This window comes from Candidatus Zixiibacteriota bacterium, from assembly GCA_035380245.1.
GTDB lineage: Bacteria > Zixibacteria > MSB-5A5 > GN15 > FEB-12 > DAOSXA01.
In genome coordinates this window covers 494942-511454 of the sequence record DAOSXA010000003.1, presented here as the reverse complement: position 1 = coordinate 511454, position 16513 = coordinate 494942, and the positions used below count along the sequence as shown (strand labels likewise).

13 protein-coding genes are annotated in these 16513 nt (G+C 52.4%); 1 reads left to right on the top strand and 12 read right to left on the bottom strand.

The features are described from left to right. The first annotated feature begins 150 nt into the window (after positions 1-150). Positions 151-2886, top strand: a complete 2736-nt coding sequence (locus PLF13_12475) for a S8 family serine peptidase (protein HOP08095.1) — start codon at positions 151-153, stop codon at positions 2884-2886. A gap of 80 nt (positions 2887-2966) precedes the next feature. On the opposite strand, the gene PLF13_12470 is transcribed toward PLF13_12475, so the two are convergent. The 12 genes from PLF13_12470 to PLF13_12415 all read right to left on the bottom strand — a co-directional run bounded on the left by PLF13_12470 (position 2967) and on the right by PLF13_12415 (position 16482). Further along, positions 2967-4415 (bottom strand): NADH-quinone oxidoreductase subunit N, encoded by a 1449-nt coding sequence (locus PLF13_12470; GenBank protein ID HOP08094.1) that lies wholly within the window; start codon positions 4413-4415, stop codon positions 2967-2969. A 79-nt stretch (positions 4416-4494) separates the two neighbouring features. Further along, positions 4495-6093, bottom strand: a complete 1599-nt coding sequence (locus PLF13_12465; GenBank protein ID HOP08093.1) for an NADH-quinone oxidoreductase subunit M — start codon at positions 6091-6093, stop codon at positions 4495-4497. After that, on the bottom strand, positions 6094-8034 hold the full coding sequence (gene nuoL / locus PLF13_12460; GenBank protein ID HOP08092.1) for an NADH-quinone oxidoreductase subunit L: 1941 nt from the start codon (positions 8032-8034) through the stop codon (positions 6094-6096). A gap of 14 nt (positions 8035-8048) precedes the next feature. Beyond that, positions 8049-8351: an NADH-quinone oxidoreductase subunit NuoK gene (gene nuoK, locus PLF13_12455; protein HOP08091.1), complete on the bottom strand. Its 303-nt coding sequence runs from the start codon at positions 8349-8351 to the stop codon at positions 8049-8051. Between the two features lies 1 nt (position 8352). After that, positions 8353-8913 (bottom strand): NADH-quinone oxidoreductase subunit J, encoded by a 561-nt coding sequence (locus tag PLF13_12450; GenBank protein HOP08090.1) that lies wholly within the window; start codon positions 8911-8913, stop codon positions 8353-8355. Next, positions 8910-9416, bottom strand: coding sequence for an NADH-quinone oxidoreductase subunit NuoI (nuoI, locus tag PLF13_12445; GenBank protein ID HOP08089.1), 507 nt, complete (start codon positions 9414-9416; stop codon positions 8910-8912). The genes PLF13_12450 and nuoI overlap by 4 nt, the downstream gene beginning before the upstream one ends. 16 nt (positions 9417-9432) lie before the next feature. Further along, positions 9433-10416, bottom strand: coding sequence for an NADH-quinone oxidoreductase subunit NuoH (gene nuoH, locus PLF13_12440; protein HOP08088.1), 984 nt, complete (start codon positions 10414-10416; stop codon positions 9433-9435). A 4-nt stretch (positions 10417-10420) separates the two neighbouring features. Further along, on the bottom strand, positions 10421-12979 hold the full coding sequence (nuoG, locus tag PLF13_12435) for an NADH-quinone oxidoreductase subunit NuoG (protein HOP08087.1): 2559 nt from the start codon (positions 12977-12979) through the stop codon (positions 10421-10423). Between the two features lie 8 nt (positions 12980-12987). Beyond that, a complete protein-coding gene (gene nuoF, locus PLF13_12430; protein HOP08086.1) occupies positions 12988-14322 on the bottom strand; it encodes an NADH-quinone oxidoreductase subunit NuoF in 1335 nt (444 codons plus the stop codon). Further along, complete coding sequence (gene nuoE, locus PLF13_12425) at positions 14322-14798, bottom strand: NADH-quinone oxidoreductase subunit NuoE (GenBank protein ID HOP08085.1); 477 nt, start codon at positions 14796-14798, stop codon at positions 14322-14324. Before nuoE ends, nuoF begins: the two co-directional genes overlap by 1 nt. Next, a complete protein-coding gene (gene nuoD, locus PLF13_12420) occupies positions 14795-15967 on the bottom strand; it encodes an NADH dehydrogenase (quinone) subunit D (GenBank protein HOP08084.1) in 1173 nt (390 codons plus the stop codon). The genes nuoE and nuoD overlap by 4 nt, the downstream gene beginning before the upstream one ends. Next, a complete protein-coding gene (locus tag PLF13_12415) occupies positions 15967-16482 on the bottom strand; it encodes an NADH-quinone oxidoreductase subunit C (GenBank protein ID HOP08083.1) in 516 nt (171 codons plus the stop codon). Before PLF13_12415 ends, nuoD begins: the two co-directional genes overlap by 1 nt. Positions 16483-16513: the final 31 nt, after the last annotated feature.

Genomic DNA, 16513 nt, shown 5'->3' with positions numbered 1-16513 from the left:
TATCCTGCCGATAACCTGACAGACAGGCGTTTTTGCGTTCGGTAAAACAGTTTTTGCCTTATAACCGTTTAAGGTTATATTTATGATGGAGCCGGATTCCAGTTCGGATTCGCCCCACCATCGCCATACTGCAACATGCTCGGAGCTAAAATGAAAGTCAGATCCGCGATCCCCTTCCTGCTCATTGGCGGGATAACCGTCATATTAGTCCTGACCTCGATCATGACCGCCCAAACCCGAACGAATGATACAATCGCCGCTCAGTACCCTTTTATCGAACGAGTACCGGCACAAAAACCGACTAATGTCGCCATCGGACCGAACGTCAATATCTCGCACGTGGTAGTGAAGTTCAAGGACGACGCCGCAGTGAGACTGAGAAACAGCCGGATGATAGCACTGGGAGACACCTCCCCTGCCGGCGCAGTTGATATCCTGTCTCCCTACATGGACAAACGCCTTCGGCGTCTGTTTGCCGATCAGGATGAAACCAGGCTTGACCGGCAGCGCGATGCCCTTCAGTACAAAACCGGGTATGAGCTGGCCGATCTTAACGGCTATTACCGTATAGATGTGACCGATCCGAACGAGGCGGCAGGGCTTATTAATCGACTCAACGCTTTGGATATCGTTGAGATCGCCTACTTCCAACCGCAACCGGAAGAAGCAGAGGATATTGATCCTCCCACTCCCGACTATCATGCCGACCAGGATTACCGTGAGGCAGCCCCTGACGGTGTCGATGCCGACTATGCCAATACTTTACCGGGCGGGAACGGCTCCGGCGTAAAAATTATCGACATTGAAAACAACTGGCAAACCACTCACGAAGATCTGGAAAAAGCTCTGGGAGGCGTAATCGGCTCGTACCCGGGTGGTGGAACAACCGGTCACCACGGAACGGCCGTGCTTGGTGAGATGGTCGCGGGAGACAACGGTTATGGCATGACCGGTATCTGCCCCGGCGCCGATGTGGGGATGGTTTCAGTGACAGTGCAGTCAACGGCCGAGGCCTTGTACACGGCAATCGATAACCTGGAACCGGGCGACCATATTCTGATCGAGCTGCATGCCCCCGGGCCGCGCTATGATTTCACTGCTCGCCTGGATCAACTTGGTTATATCTGCATGGAATACTGGCAAGCTAATTTCGACGCTATTCAATATGCCTGGGCTAAGGGAATCGTGGTTGTCGAGGCCGCCGGTAACGGGGCGGAGGATTTCGATGATGTAATCTACGAACAGGTATTCGACACGACCTACCGCAACTCCCACGCCATCATCGTTGGCGCCGGTTATCCCCCGGCTTCAGGGCAAGATCGAATCCGACAATCTTTTTCGAATTACGGTGAAAGAGTTAACCTGCAGGGTTACGGATCAGGTGTTTACTCCACCGGATACGGTTCTCTATTCGACGGCAATGATGATATAAATCAGTATTACACTTCTTCCTTCAGTGGTACCTCCTCGGCCTCGCCGATAGTAACCGGCGCTTCTGTCTGTCTTCAGGGTTATTACAAGGCGAACTATGGCGTTAATCTGACCTCGGATATGATCCGTTCCATCCTGGTCCAAACCGGTACGACTCAGGCCGGTGATACTACGGCCCATATAGGACCACGTCCCAATCTCGCCGCAGCGATCCCAGCCCTGTCGCCGCCTCCTTCGCTGTATACCAACCCGATTTTAATCGACACCTTGATCGACGACAGTACCGTGGCCGATATATCACTTTGGTTGTATAACCGGTCCATAACCAATGCCTTGGACTTTGAGATTACAACTCAGGACACTCTGGACGTAAAGGATCCGGCGGAATGGTTAAGCGCCAGTCCCTCTTCAGGGGTAATCGCAGCAGCGGATTCTATTGAGATATTGGTTGAGTTGGATGCTACCCAGGTAGAAAACCGGCTGGAGCGCTATAAAGGATTACTTGAGATACAATGGGGAACCTCCGGGCTACCATTAGATTCCATTACTAATGTACCGGTTTACCTTACGGTGCCTTGTAACGATCTGACTTACGATGTCATTAGTTCTGATGATCCCAACGGTCCGGTTTTCGACTGGATATCAGCTAAAACACTCGGGGCCAAAATCAATAACAGCTCATTTTACAATCCGGGCTTTGCAGATCCGCTCGACGACGGCTCAGCCGGACCGCGTAATATCGGTTTCGCTTTCCCGTTTTACGATACCAGTTTCGTTCGTTTCTTCATCGGTGTGAACGGAGCCATTTCATTTACCGACACCAACATCAACGTCAGCGGTTACTTCTCGAGTATTGACATTCCCGGAGCCCCTTACGCTACGGTTGTAGCCCCGTTCTACGGTGACCTGATCATCGACGATGAGGTCAATCCGGAAGCGGGCGTCTATCTCTACAATCCGCCGGGATACGATAAGATGGTAATTGAATGGTATCATCCGGGCAGCTTTTACGATTCCGGCGATACGACCATTAACTTCGAAATAATCCTAACCAGATTCGGCGAGATATTCTTCCAATACAACGATGTCGGAATCAGCAGCATCAGCAGTACGGTGGCGGTGGGTATCGGCACTGAGGGCTGTGCGGCGTTAAATTATAAAACCGCTGTAGGCGAGAGTTATACCGGTGTCAATACGGGACAGGTTATCCGCTTCAAATGGGCCGGTCAGGAACTGGTAATGGCCGGCAACGTCAACGGCGAGGCAAGCATCGACATCAGTGACCTTGTGTACCTGGTCTCCTACATGTTCCAGGGCGGACTGGAACCGATTCCCATGGAAGCCGCCGACATGAACTGCAGCGGCGGCGGACCGGATATCAGCGACCTGGTATACCTCGTAAACTATATGTTCAACAGCGGACCGGAGCCTTGCAAATTCTGGATGTCCCAATAGACCGGTTCAATCCGAGACCAATAAGAAAAACCGGTGATCGTGACAACCACCGGTTTTTTTTGATTTTCTGCCTTCGAAAATTACAGGAAGGCAAAGAGTGCTCGCTGCGTAATCTCGATAACCGTCTCGGGGAAGAAACCGAGCCCCAGTGTCCCAAGCGCAGCAATGACAACCACCAGCATCAGGCTCGGTGAGAGCTTAACCGGCAGGAAGTTACCTTCGGGTGAATCGAGGTAAGCGGCTTTAATAACTCTGAGATAGTAATAAACCGAAATGAATGAGTTCATCACACCGATTACCGCCAACCAGATGAAACCGGCTTTGACGGCAGCCGAGAAGATATAGAACTTCCCGAAGAATCCTACGGTCGGCGGGAAACCGGCCAGGGAGAACATAAACAAAGCCAGAGCGGCACTCAGATATGGGTGCACTTTGGCCATACCGGCTATTTCGCTAATCATAGCCTTACTTCCCTGGCGAATCTCAAGCATGGTTATAATGGCAAAAGCGCCGGTGTTGAACAGCGCATAACCGATTAAATAGAACATGGCCGCCGAGATCGAGGCCTTTCCCCCAACCGCCAGCGCCACCATAATGTAACCGGCATGGGAAATCGAGGAATAAGCCAGCATCCGCTTGACATTCTCCTGACGCAGGGCGAACACGTTTCCAACGGTCATGGTCAGCACCGATAAAATCCAGAAGAGCATCGAAAGAACCTGCATCTGGTCGAAACCGTACAGGAAAATTCTCATCATTACGGCAAAACCGGCAGCTTTCGGACCAACCGAAAAGAACGCGGTCACCGGCGTAGGAGCCCCCTGATAGACATCCGGAATCCAACTGTGGAACGGCACGGCGCCGACCTTGAAGCCGAATCCGATCAACACTAACCCGACTCCCGAATACATGTACAGTGGATAATTGGACACGATAAACGAGAAGTCGGCTACGATGCGTCTCAGATCGGTGGTCCCGGACGCTCCGAAGATGAAGGCGATACCCAGCAGAAGGAAGCCACTGGCAAAAGCGCCCATCAAGAAATACTTGATACCGGCTTCATTCGATTCCAGTGAACGTCGCGCAAATCCGGCCATCACATAAAGCGGAACGGACATTATCTCAAGACCGACGAACATGACGATCAGATCCGTGGTATTGGCCATGACCATCATTCCGACCGTGGAGATCAGCAACAGGGCGTAAAACTCGGGGCGAGCGATTTTTTTCTCGTGAAAGTAGCGAATCGAAATAAGCAGAGCCAGAGCGGCAATACCGTTAAAGATAACCTTGAATGCTGCGCCGAAGTTATCGCAGGTGACCATGCCGAAGAATCCCGAGGTTTGATGCCCCCACTCACCCAGCGCGAGCAGCATGGAGACGATAATGCCGACCATCGCAATGACTCCGGCAGCGCGACCCAATTGACGAGAAAACGAAATCAGAAGGATCACGAACGCCGCTACCAGGAGACTGATTTCCGGGTAGAGCATGTCAAAGCTAATCGATGCCGAGGTAAAGTCTATCATATCTGTTCCATCCATGACGGTATATCCCGCCATGCCTCATAAGCCTCAACTACTTCCGAAGCCAACCGCAATTCGATCATTACTTCAGGCACGGCCCCCCCTTGCTCAAGCTGCATTCATGAAGTTCAGCCGAGCCCTCATCTGCAACGAATACCCGGGTATCCTGAGCTCCCGACGGGGCCTGTGCGGTTCGAGCCTGATCAACCTGCATCATGACCTTTTCCAACGCCGGCTTCATCCGCTCCAGGAAGGGTGACGGATAGATTCCAATCCAGAAGATCAGAATAAGCAGCGGGATCAGGATAATTTTCTCACGCCAGTCCAGATCCTTGAGCTTCTCGTTTTCCGGATTGGTCACCTTGCCGAAGATCACCCGCTGGTACATCCAGAGCATATAGCAGGCGGACAGAATTACACCTGAAGCTGCTATAACACCATAGACCGTGTTGGAATCGAACGTACCTAGTAATATCAGAAACTCGCCGACGAAACCATTCGTGAACGGAAGGCCTATCGACGAAAGCGTGACTATCATGAATATGGCCGAGAACACCGGCATAACTTTGGCCAGGCCGCCGAAATCAGAAATCAAACGTGTATGACGACGGTCGTAAATCATACCTACCACAAGGAACAGGGCGCCGGTCGAAACACCGTGGTTGATCATTTGCAGAACCGATCCCTGTAGTCCCTGCATATTAAGAGCGAACATTCCCAGCATAACGAAACCCATGTGGGACACCGATGAAAACGCCACCAGCGATTTGACATCCTTCTGGACCATGGCCACCAGCGCTCCGTAGATAATCGCGATCAATGCCAGCACGCTGATATACGGCATATAAACAAGGGTTGCCTCCGGGAACATCGGCAGACAAATCCGGATAAAACCGTAGGTACCCATTTTGAGCAACACACCCGCCAGAATAACCGAACCGGCCGTCGGAGCCTGTACGTGTGCGTCAGGCAACCATGTGTGCAACGGCCAGAGAGGTACCTTGATGGCAAAGGCCAGGGCGAACGCTCCGAACAAATAAAGCTGCACGTTGTGCGCCAGCGGCATCTCGGCCAGTTTCACCATATCGAGCGAGAAAACTCCCGCATAAGCCTGATACTGGAACATCAGGTAGATCAGCGCAACCAGCATGAGCAGCGATCCGAACATCGTGAACAAAACGAACTTGATCGCGGCATAGACTCGTTTCGGTCCGCCCCAGACACCGATGAGGAAATACATCGGTACCAGCATGACTTCCCAGAACACGTAGAACATGAACAAGTCCAAGGCACAGAAGACACCGAGCATACCGGTTTCCAGAAGAAGCATTGAGACAAAGTATCCCTTCACTCCTTTCTGGATCGACTTCCAAGAAGCGAGAATAGCCAGCACGGAAAGAATCGTGGTCAACAGGATCAACAACAGTGAAATGCCGTCAATGCCGAGATGATACTGGATTCCAAAAGCGGTAATCCAGGGCTGATCGATCTCGAACTGCATGCCGTTACCCATCGGGTCGAACATCCCCCAGAGCAGGAACGACAACAGCATGGTGACAAACGATACTATCAGGCTTACCGATCTTATGGTGTCGAAGCGCTCTTTAGGCACCAGAAGCAACAACAACACACCGATAGTCGGCAGGAAGGTGATTAATGTAAGAATATGGTCTCCCATCATCTATCCTAACAGCAGGTAGGCCACCAGGGCCACAACTCCGATGACAAATACCGTTGCGTAGGTGCGCACTCGACCGGTCTGACAGTGACGAAGTCTTTGCGACATCTCGCTGTAAACCGAAGCAAGGCCGTTGATCAGGCCATCGATGATACTTTCATCGAACACATGCCAGAGGAATTTTGAAAAACCGATCAAGGGCTTTACCACTGCGGCACCGTACAGCTCATCTACATAATACTTGTTAAGCAACACCCGATGCACACCGGACAACTTCTGTTGCCATTGTGTTGCCAGTTCCGGCTTTTGCTTGTAGAACAACCGCGCCACGAAGATGGCAAGCAACACCAGAATCACCGTTGCCGTCATCAACGTTACTTCCATCCCGGTGTCTCCCCCGGCCGAGGCCAGGGCATGTACGGCCGCCTGTTGTGACGGACCGGACATGACCGGTTCGAGCCAATTCTCGAAATAGTTGGTAGCGCCGAAGAATATGTGCGGGACGCCCACAAAACCGCCGATTACCGAAAGCACTGCCAGGGCAATGAGCGGAATGGTCATCGACTTGGGTGACTCGTGAATGTGTTCACGGGTATGGTTATCCATCCGTTCCTTACCGTGGAAGGTGAGGTAAATCAGACGGAACATATAGAAGGCTGTCAGACCGGCGGTCACGAATCCAACTACCCACAGCAACCAGTGCCCGTGATGCGATGAGAACGACTTCCAGAGAATCTCATCCTTCGAGAAGAATCCCGACAAACCGGGAATTCCGGAAATCGCCAGAGTCGCTGCGAGCATTGTCCCGTAGGTAATCGGGAGGTATTTCTTCAAACCGCCCATCTTGCGCATATCCTGTTCATCCGACATGGCATGGATCACCGAACCGGCGGCCAGGAACAAGAGCGCCTTGAAGAAAGCATGGGTCATCAGGTGGAAAATACCGGCCGTGAAAGCGGCCACACCACAAGCAAGGAACATATAACCAAGCTGGCTGACCGTCGAATAGGCCAGCACGCGTTTGATATCGTTTTGAGCGAGTCCGATCGTAGCCGCGAAAATCGCCGTTGCGGCGCCGATGATTGCCACCAGCATGAGAGCGTCGGGAGCCATCATATAGAGGACATTGGATCGGGCTATCATATAGACACCGGCGGTAACCATTGTGGCGGCGTGGATCAACGCCGACACCGGAGTCGGACCCTCCATGGCATCCGGCAACCAGATATAAAGAGGTATCTGTGCCGATTTACCGGTGGCGCCCAGGAACATCAACATACAGGCAGCCGTAATCAAGGTGCCTCCGGCAACGAACACTGCCGGCGCCGATGCCATAACAGTCTTGAAATCGAGTGAGCCGACCTGCCAGAAAATAATGAACATGCCGACCAGGAAACCGAAGTCGCCGATTCGATTGACCAGGAAAGCCTTCTTACCGGCATCGGAGGCGGACTGCTTATGGTACCAGAAACCGATCAGGAGGTAAGAACACAATCCCACGCCTTCCCAGCCGACGAACATGAAGAGGTAGTTATTCGCCAAAACGAGCGTCAGCATGGCAAAGGCGAACAGGTTGAGATAAGCGAAATAACGACCGAAGCAGGGATCATGGTGCATGTAACCGGTCGAATATATATGAATCAGAAAACCGACTCCGCTCACCACCAGGATCATGACCGCTGAGAGAGGATCCAGCAGAAAAGCAACGTTAACGTGGAACGAACCGGATGAAATCCAGGTAAACAGCGTTTGCTCGATAATCCGGCCGTCTACAGGAAGGCTCTTCAGCTCGAAGAACAGCAACAGCGACAGCACGAACGACAAACCGATCGAGGTACAGGCAATGAACGAAACCACCGGCCGGGGCAAACGCCCCAACAGCAGTCCGTTGATCAGAAACCCGATCAGCGGGAAGAGCGGAACCAGAAACAGGTATTCGGACATATCCTCTCAGCTCCTCACCATTTGAGCAAATCGTAACGATCGATATTGATCGTTTCGCGGTTACGGTAAATCGTGATAACCAAAGCCAGCCCAACCGCTACCTCAGCGGCCGCTACCGCGAGCACAAGGAACACGAAGGCATGGCCGTCGGTCAGATTCAGGGCGCGTGAGAAAGCAATAAGGGCCAGGTTGGCGGCATTGAGCATTAGCTCTACCGACATGAACATCACGATTATATTGCGGGAGATCATTACACCGACTATCCCGATCGCGAACAATACGACCGCTACCATCAAGAAGGCGGGAATGGTCAACATCTTATTCTTGTCCCTTCTCTTCTTCGAGGCTCGGGTCTTCGGGCCGATGACGCCGGGCAATTACGACAGCTCCTACGATTGCTGCCAGAAGCAGAATCGAAGTAAGCTCGAACGGATACAGGTATTTGGAATAAAGCAACTCGGCCACGGTATCGACCGCTCCGAAATGCGTCGAAGGCTCGGGCATGATGCCGATCGGTCCGGCTTTAGCGAATAATCCGGACCTGACTACCATAGCCATCTCAATTACGAACAACACCGAGACGACATATTTGGTAGCTTTACTCAGGACCGTGGAACCCTCACCGAGATCCTCACTGCTTCGTAAATTCAGCAACATAATGACGAACAGAAACAGCACGAGAATGGCCCCGGCATACACAATGATCAGCACCGCGCTCAGAAAAAGAGCCCCGAGCTGAACATAGAGAACCGCCTGTGCCACGATCGAAACGATCAGATACAGCACTGAGGCCACCGGATTGCGCTGGCCGATCATCATGACCGCACCGAACACCGCGACTATGGCGGAGAACACAAATATGACCGTATCGAGCATCATTTGGGCTTGTCCGTTACTCCATACACCTTGCGCACCCGACGATAAATCCGCTTGAGCGGATTATCCTTACGCGGATGCGGCACCAGCATGTCTTCTTTCGTCCAGAGGAATGAATTGCGATTATCACCCGCGAACTCATATTCCTGGCCGAGGAATATCGCTTCCTCGGGACAGGCCTCTTCACAGAAACCGCAGAAAATGCAACGCAGCAGGTTTATCTCGTAAACCTTGGCGCCGCGTTCACCTTTTTCGTTTTCCTTAGGCTCCATATAAATGGCATCAGCGGGACAGGCCGCGGCGCATAAACCGCAACAGACACAGCGCTCGGTGCCATCGTCATAGCGCTCGAGGTAGTGACGTCCGCGATAGCGCGGAGACATCGGCTTCTTCTTGCGCGGGTAATCCAGGGTCAGCGGTTTTTTGAACACGTGTTTGAAAGTGGTCCACAGCCCTATCGGCATGTCGAAAAACACATGTTTCAGCGCTTGTAATAACGACTTCATAAAACAACCTATCGATCTACAGCATCACCACGGCTGCCGTTATAAGCGTGTTCGCCAACGCCAGCGGGAAAATTATTTTCCAGCCGAAGTTCATCAATTGGTCATAGCGGAAACGCGGGAAAGTGCCGCGTAACCAGACATAGATAGTCATGAAGATCAAAACTTTGATCAGGAACCAGATAACCGGCGGCAAAAACGGTCCGTGCCAGCCGCCGAGGAATATGGTCGCCGCAACCGAGGATACGGCAATCATCGAGGCATATTCACCGATAAAGAACATCGCGAACTTCATCGAAGAGTATTCCGTATGGTAACCGGCCACCAATTCTGCTTCCGCTTCGGGCAAATCGAACGGAAGACGGTTGGTCTCGGCAATGGCACATGTCAAAAAGAGCAGGAAACCGAGCGGTTGCCGGAAGATGAACCAATCGAAGAAAGAAGCCTGCTGATCGACCAGTTCTCTCATCGAAAGCGTGTTGGCAATCAACAGCACTCCGATGATCGACAATCCGTAGCCGACCTCGTAAGAAATCATCTGGGCCGAAGAACGGATTCCGCCAAGCAGAGAATACTTCGATCCCGACGACCAACCAGCCAGAACGATACCGTACACTCCCAGCGAAGTTACGGCGAATACCCAAAGGATACCGATATTAAGATCCGAAATCACACCGGTGACTTCGTATCCGAAAAAGGTCATATCACTCGAAAACGGAACAACGGCGAAGGTGAGAAAGGCCGGGATAAACGAAATTACCGGGGCCAGCGTATAGGTCCACTTTTCGACATTGTCCGGAGAGATATCTTCCTTAAAAATCAGCTTCACGGCATCGGCAATCGGCTGCAGGATACCACTGGGACCTGCCCAGGTCGGCCCCATACGATGCTGCATGCGAGCCAGCAGACGGCGTTCGAACAACGTCGCATAAGCGCATCCGGTCAGAACGACAATCAGGACCGCGATTATTTTAATCGATGCTATGATGATGGTTTCCCACATGCCGTCATTCATCCACTTTACTTAGGTTGACTCGGTCCACTCGCAGCTTGCGAAGCAACAGTGATGTCACTGCAACCGCCGAGAAGTTACGCGGCAACAGCAGGACATCGTTCTCAACATGCTCGGATATTTTGACCGGGAGTATCACTTTACCGGTCGGCGATACCAACCGAACGGAAGTACCGTTTTCCAGACCGTACCGATCGGCCATTTCCTGTGACAACTCGACATAAGCCTCACCGGCAAAATTGACCAGCGAGGGAGCTTTTTCGGTCACATATCCGCAATGATGAGGATCGTCGCAAATCAGAACCGGATGCGGATACTCCGCCGAAACCTCTTCCGATTCGGGTGTCACCTTGATCATCTTGTCCGGCAAAACGGAAGGCTTATAAACCGCCAGTGCCTGAGCAATCTCATCGGTCAGAATCGCTTCTTCTCCCAGTGCGGACTCATCCATCGCCTGAGCGATAAGGCGGATTAGTTCTTCCGCCGATTTGGATTGTTCCACCGGATTCAAGGCTTTTGAGGCGGTCTGTTTGACGCCTTCAAGATTGATGAAATCACCCTCGACCTCAGCCCAACTGCCCAGCGGCAATACGACATCGGCCAATTCGGTCGTCTCCGTCTCGAACATGTCGGCTACAACCAGGAAATCCAGTTTCTCGAGACCTTCCCGAGTGAACTCCTTGTCAGGATATATGGACATCGGATTGCCGCCCACGATCAGGCAAGCGTCAATCTCTTCCTTCTTCATCAGATTGAGCATAGCATCGGTATTGTGCGCCGCCGATTCGGGATAACTCCCCCAAAGCTCGGTTAACTTCGCTTTGAGTGCTTCGGGCGGATTGGGAACCACTCCCAGCATTTCGGCTCCACGCGAATTGGCATAGCGAGCTAAAACGGCTAATTGTCCGCGCTCACTCAGGCTCATCAGCAGATTTAGATTAGAGACCGCAGCACCGATAATTTCGCGTGCTTTCGAGCGAGCGGCCAATTCACCGATCATGAAAGTAATTTTGCGACCCTCGGCAAGGGCGCGCGCAACAACTTTCAACTCATCAGGTTCGAGACCGGCAGCCTGAGCAGCCTCGGCAAGAGAGCCATAACCGCAAGACTCCTTAAACTGACCGGCCTTGCCGGGATCAGCCAGGGATTGTTCGATCGCCGCCAGACCAATTCCGGCCAGAGCCGCTTCGTCCTGTCCGATCCGATAAACCAATTCCAGATCGGCGACATCAGCCGCCTTGACGGCATACGGATTGAGCGAGTAAATGCGCGGTTTGTGGAAATTCCGCGCCTTGCGGACACGCAGATATTCATTCGGATGCTCGCGAATCAAATCGGTCGCGAAACAAACTATAACATCTGAGGTATCAATATCGGCGATTTTAAACGGTTGATTGCAGAGTTTGCTGAATACCGAATCAGGCTCCTCCGGCAACCACCGATAGTCTTGTCTGAAATCGATGTTGTTCGAACCAAGGATTTTCCGGAAGAACTTGTTAAAAGAATACAACGCCTTGTTATCCAGGTTCGGAGCTGCCAGTCCGGCGATACATACCGCTCCCTTGCGCTCCTTTATCTCAACAAAACGTTGTGCAATAAGGCTGATCGCCTCATCCCATGAGGCCGGGACCTGCTTGCCGTCCCGTCTGATCAGCGGCTGTTTTAAGCGGTCCGGAGAAGTGATGATCTGATAGCCATAACGAGTTACGTCGGCTATCCAGCCGTCATCGATGTCGTCGTTGCGCCGCGATGTCGTACGATATATGTGATTCTTGTGTTGATCTTTATAGAAGAGCGTGTTCGAGCCGCTGCTGGTGAAATTGCAGATCGAGGGTGAAGTCTTGGTCAGCCAAACCCTGATTTTGTAGCGCCAGTCACTGTTGGTCAAAGCCCCAACCGGACAAATCTCGGGCAGGTTGCCGGAAAAAGGATTATCGACCTGCTCACCGGGAGCGGCATTGATCTGAGCCATATTACCGCGCTCATAAACACCCAGGTCGTATTCTCCGAACGCCTGCTTGTTGGCGCGAACACATCTGTAGCACAAGATACAACGGTTCCGATTGAGCACTATTTCCGGTCCGATTTTGAGGTCGTCGAACGTGGTCGACATCCCCTCATCGACAAAGCGGTATTTAGTGAACTCAAACCGGCTGGTATCGATACCGTGGGCAAAGGTGAGATTTTGCAGTTCGCATTCTCCCCCCTTATCACACGTGGGACAGTCCAGCGGGTGATTCGTCAGGAGGAATTCGAGCACGGCTCGACGTCCTCTGAGAACCAGATCCGAATTCGTGTGCACCACCATCCCGTCGGTCGCATCAGTAGCACAGGAAACAGCCAGCTTCGGCCATTTCTCGATTTCAACATAGCACATACGACAGGACCCGGCCGGCTTCAGCTTGGGATGCCAGCAAAATGTGGGGATATGTATTCCCACACCGCGCGCCGCTTCCAGTACGGTTGTCCCCTTGGGGACCGTTACCGTGCGGTCATCGATCGTCAATGTGACAGTGGGTACTGCCGCTGTATCTTTTTTCGTCTCTTCCGCCATGGCTTCGTCTAGTTAAAAGGGAACTCCGTCTTCACCAGGCATTTCTTGTTGTCAATATGGTACTGCCATTCATCGCGCCAGTTCTTGATGGCCGACAGAACCGGCATTACCGCCGCATCACCCAGCGGACAAACCGTCCGACCCAGGATATTGCCACAAATTTCTTCGATCAATTCCACATCACCCGGTTGACCTTTACCGGCTTCGATTCGATTGATGATCTGTTCGAGCCAGCCGGTGCCTTCACGACAAGGCGTACACTTGCCGCAGGATTCGTGACGATAGAAATGGATCAGCTTTTTGATCACCCAGACAATACAGGTGTCTTCGTTAAATACAATCACCGCCCCGGAACCGAGCATCGAGCCGGCCGCGGCGAGTGATTCATAGTCAAGGTTGATATCGAATGTCTCGGCCGTCAGGAAAGGTGTCGATGATCCGCCCGGGATCACCCCCTTCAACTTCTTGCCGCCTCGAATACCGCCGCCGTATTCCGGGTCATAGATTAACTTCTTGAGCGAAAAGCCGAGTTCGACCTCGTAATTCCCGGGATTGTTGACATGCCCGCTGAGCGAGAAAATCTTCGAGCCCGTGGACTTCTCCGTCCCCATCTGCTTGTACCAGGCGGCTCCGTTGCGAATGATGTGCGTTACGGCCGTCAACGACTCAACGTTGTTTATGATGGTCGGACAAGAATAAAGACCTTCCACCGCCGGGAACGGCGGTTTTATTCGGGACATCCCGCGCTCGCCTTCGAGCGAGTTAAGAAGCGCCGTTTCCTCACCACAGATATAAGCACCGCCGCCGGTATGGACGATCATGTCAAGGTCGTAACCACTACCGTGTATGTTCTTACCGAGATGCCCGGCCTTGTAAGCTTCACCCAGAGCTTTCTCGATCATATCGGCGCAATGAGCGAACTCTCCGCGGATATAGATAAACATGAGATGGCAGCCAATGGCATAAGCGGCAATGCACATCCCTTCGATCACAGCATGCGGGTCACGTTCGAGTATGACACGATCCTTACAGGTTCCGGGTTCGGATTCATCGGCGTTGCAACACAGGTAAACCGGTTTGTTGAGCCCCTTGGGCAGAAAACCCCATTTGACTCCGGTCGGGAAACCGGCGCCGCCGCGACCGCGCAATCCGGAATTCTTCACCTCCAGTTGAACGTTTTCAGCGCTCCACTCTTTCAGCACCTTCGGCCAGATTGCCCAGCCGCCGTGCTTGACGTAGGTGTCGATATTGACCTGATCCGGATCTTCGACATATCTGAAGAGATGAAGCCGGTCGCTCTTGGCAACCTCTGCGGCATTGGTTCTTACGGGTGAGTAGAACATCAGGCCTTGCTCCTAAGCTCTTCCAATATCTGATCCACTTTTTCGCGGGTCAGATTCTCATAGTAATCCTGGTTAATCTGCATCATCGGGGCCGTTGCACAGGATCCCAGACACTCGACCGAGATCAAAGTGAACAGGCCGTCGGAGGTGGTCTCCCCCTTCTTTATCCCGAGTTTCTGCTCCAGGTAACTGATCAGACCGTCGGCGCCCAACAACGAGCAGGAGATATTGTGGCAAACCTGAATGAGGTACTTGCCGACCGGCTCCTTGGGGAACATCGTATAGAAAGTAGCGGCCTCGGCGATCTCAACGTACGGTACGCCGATGATTTTGGAGATCTCGTGATAAATTTCGTTATTGAGATGCCCGACCTGACGATAAGCCACGGTTATGGCCGGCAAAATCGCCGACTTGGCCGACGGATACCGGGCGGCCTTCTCCTTTATGCGGGCGACTGACTCTTCAGTGAGAATCATCGGTCAACTTCTCCCAGCACAATATCAATGGTTCCAACGGCACACACGACGTCGGCCAACAGACTTCCCTCACAGAGGACCGGCAGACAAGCCAGATTGATAAAACAGGGTGGCCGCACTCGTACGCGACGCGCCTTGGTCGTACCGTCGCCGGTAATATAGAATCCGAGTTCACCCTTGGGCGACTCGATTCCCTGATACACCGAGCCGGTCGGCGCCTTGAAACCTTCGGTAATGATCTTGAAATGGAATATCAACGATTCCATCTTGTATAGAATATCTTCCTTAGGTGGCAGAACGACTCCCGGAACATGAGCACGATACGGCCCCTCGGGTATGCCGTCCAGCGCCTGACGGATGATTCTTATTGACTGGCGCATTTCATCGACACGAAGTTTGTACCGATCGAAGGCATCACCGGTCTTGCCGAGACAAACATCGAAATCGAAATTCTCATATCCGGAATAGGGGTCATCCTTACGGACATCGCGTTTAACACCGCTGCCGCGAAGCATCGGTCCCGAAAGTGACCAGGCAATGGCGTCTTCGGCTGAAATAACGGCAATTCCCTTGGTGCGGTTAAGGAAAATCTGATTGCCGGTGAGCAGCTTCTCGTAATCTTCAATACCGCGTTCGACGTTGTCGCAAGCGGTACGAACCTTCTTGTCGAAATCGGACGGAAGATCCCACGCCAGCCCGCCAATGCGGATATAAGTAGTCATCATGCGTTGTCCGGCACAAGCCTCGTAAACGTCGATAATTGACTCTCTCTCACGGAATGTATAGAGCATCATCGACAAAGCGCCGAGGTCCATGGCATGCGTACCCAGCCAGACCAGGTGCGAGTTGATACGCGTTAATTCAGCCAGGATAACGCGAGCCCATTTGACCTTGTCCGGGACATCGATCTCCATGAGCTTCTCGACCGCCAGGCAATAGCCCAGGTTGTTACTCATGGGGGCGAGATAATCCATCCGGTCGGTGCATGGAATGGCTTTATTATAAAGCTTCGATTCCAGAGTCTTTTCGATGCCGGTATGGAGATAACCGACTACGGGACGAGCCGAGATAACCGTCTCACCATCCAGCTCAAGCACCACCCGAAGCACACCGTGGGTCGACGGGTGCTGCGGCCCCATGTTTACGGTAAGGATCCTTGACTCCGACATTATTTTATCACCTCGGGCGGATCGTCCTTGTTCCAGCTAAACATTGGCTGCTCATAATGTAACTCATGGTCTTTACGGAGCGGGTATCCCTCGAACTCATCCGGCAACAGAATGCGGGTCAGATCGGGGTGTCCTTCGAAAGTGATACCGAACAAATCCCAGACTTCACGTTCCAGCCAGTTAGCCGACGGCCACAGATCACACAACGTCGCGATTTTGGGATTGTTACCGGATATACGGGCTTTAAGAAAGAAACGGTATTTGCCGCTAAGAGAATACAGATTATAGACCATCTCGAAGCGGCCCTCGGACTCGCTTTCATGTCCCAGCCAGTCAACGGTGGTTATATCGCAGAGGTATTTGACATCCAGATCGGTGCTTTCCAGCAGAGCCTGACAGATGTCGACCAGGGCTTCGGGCTTGATGAAGAAACTGAGATCGCCGCGAAACTCTTCTTCTTTGAGTACCGCCTCCGGGAACCGTTCCTTTAGAAAGCCTCTAATTTTCTCTTCCATACCGAATCGAATCCCTGTTATCCTCTTAAAT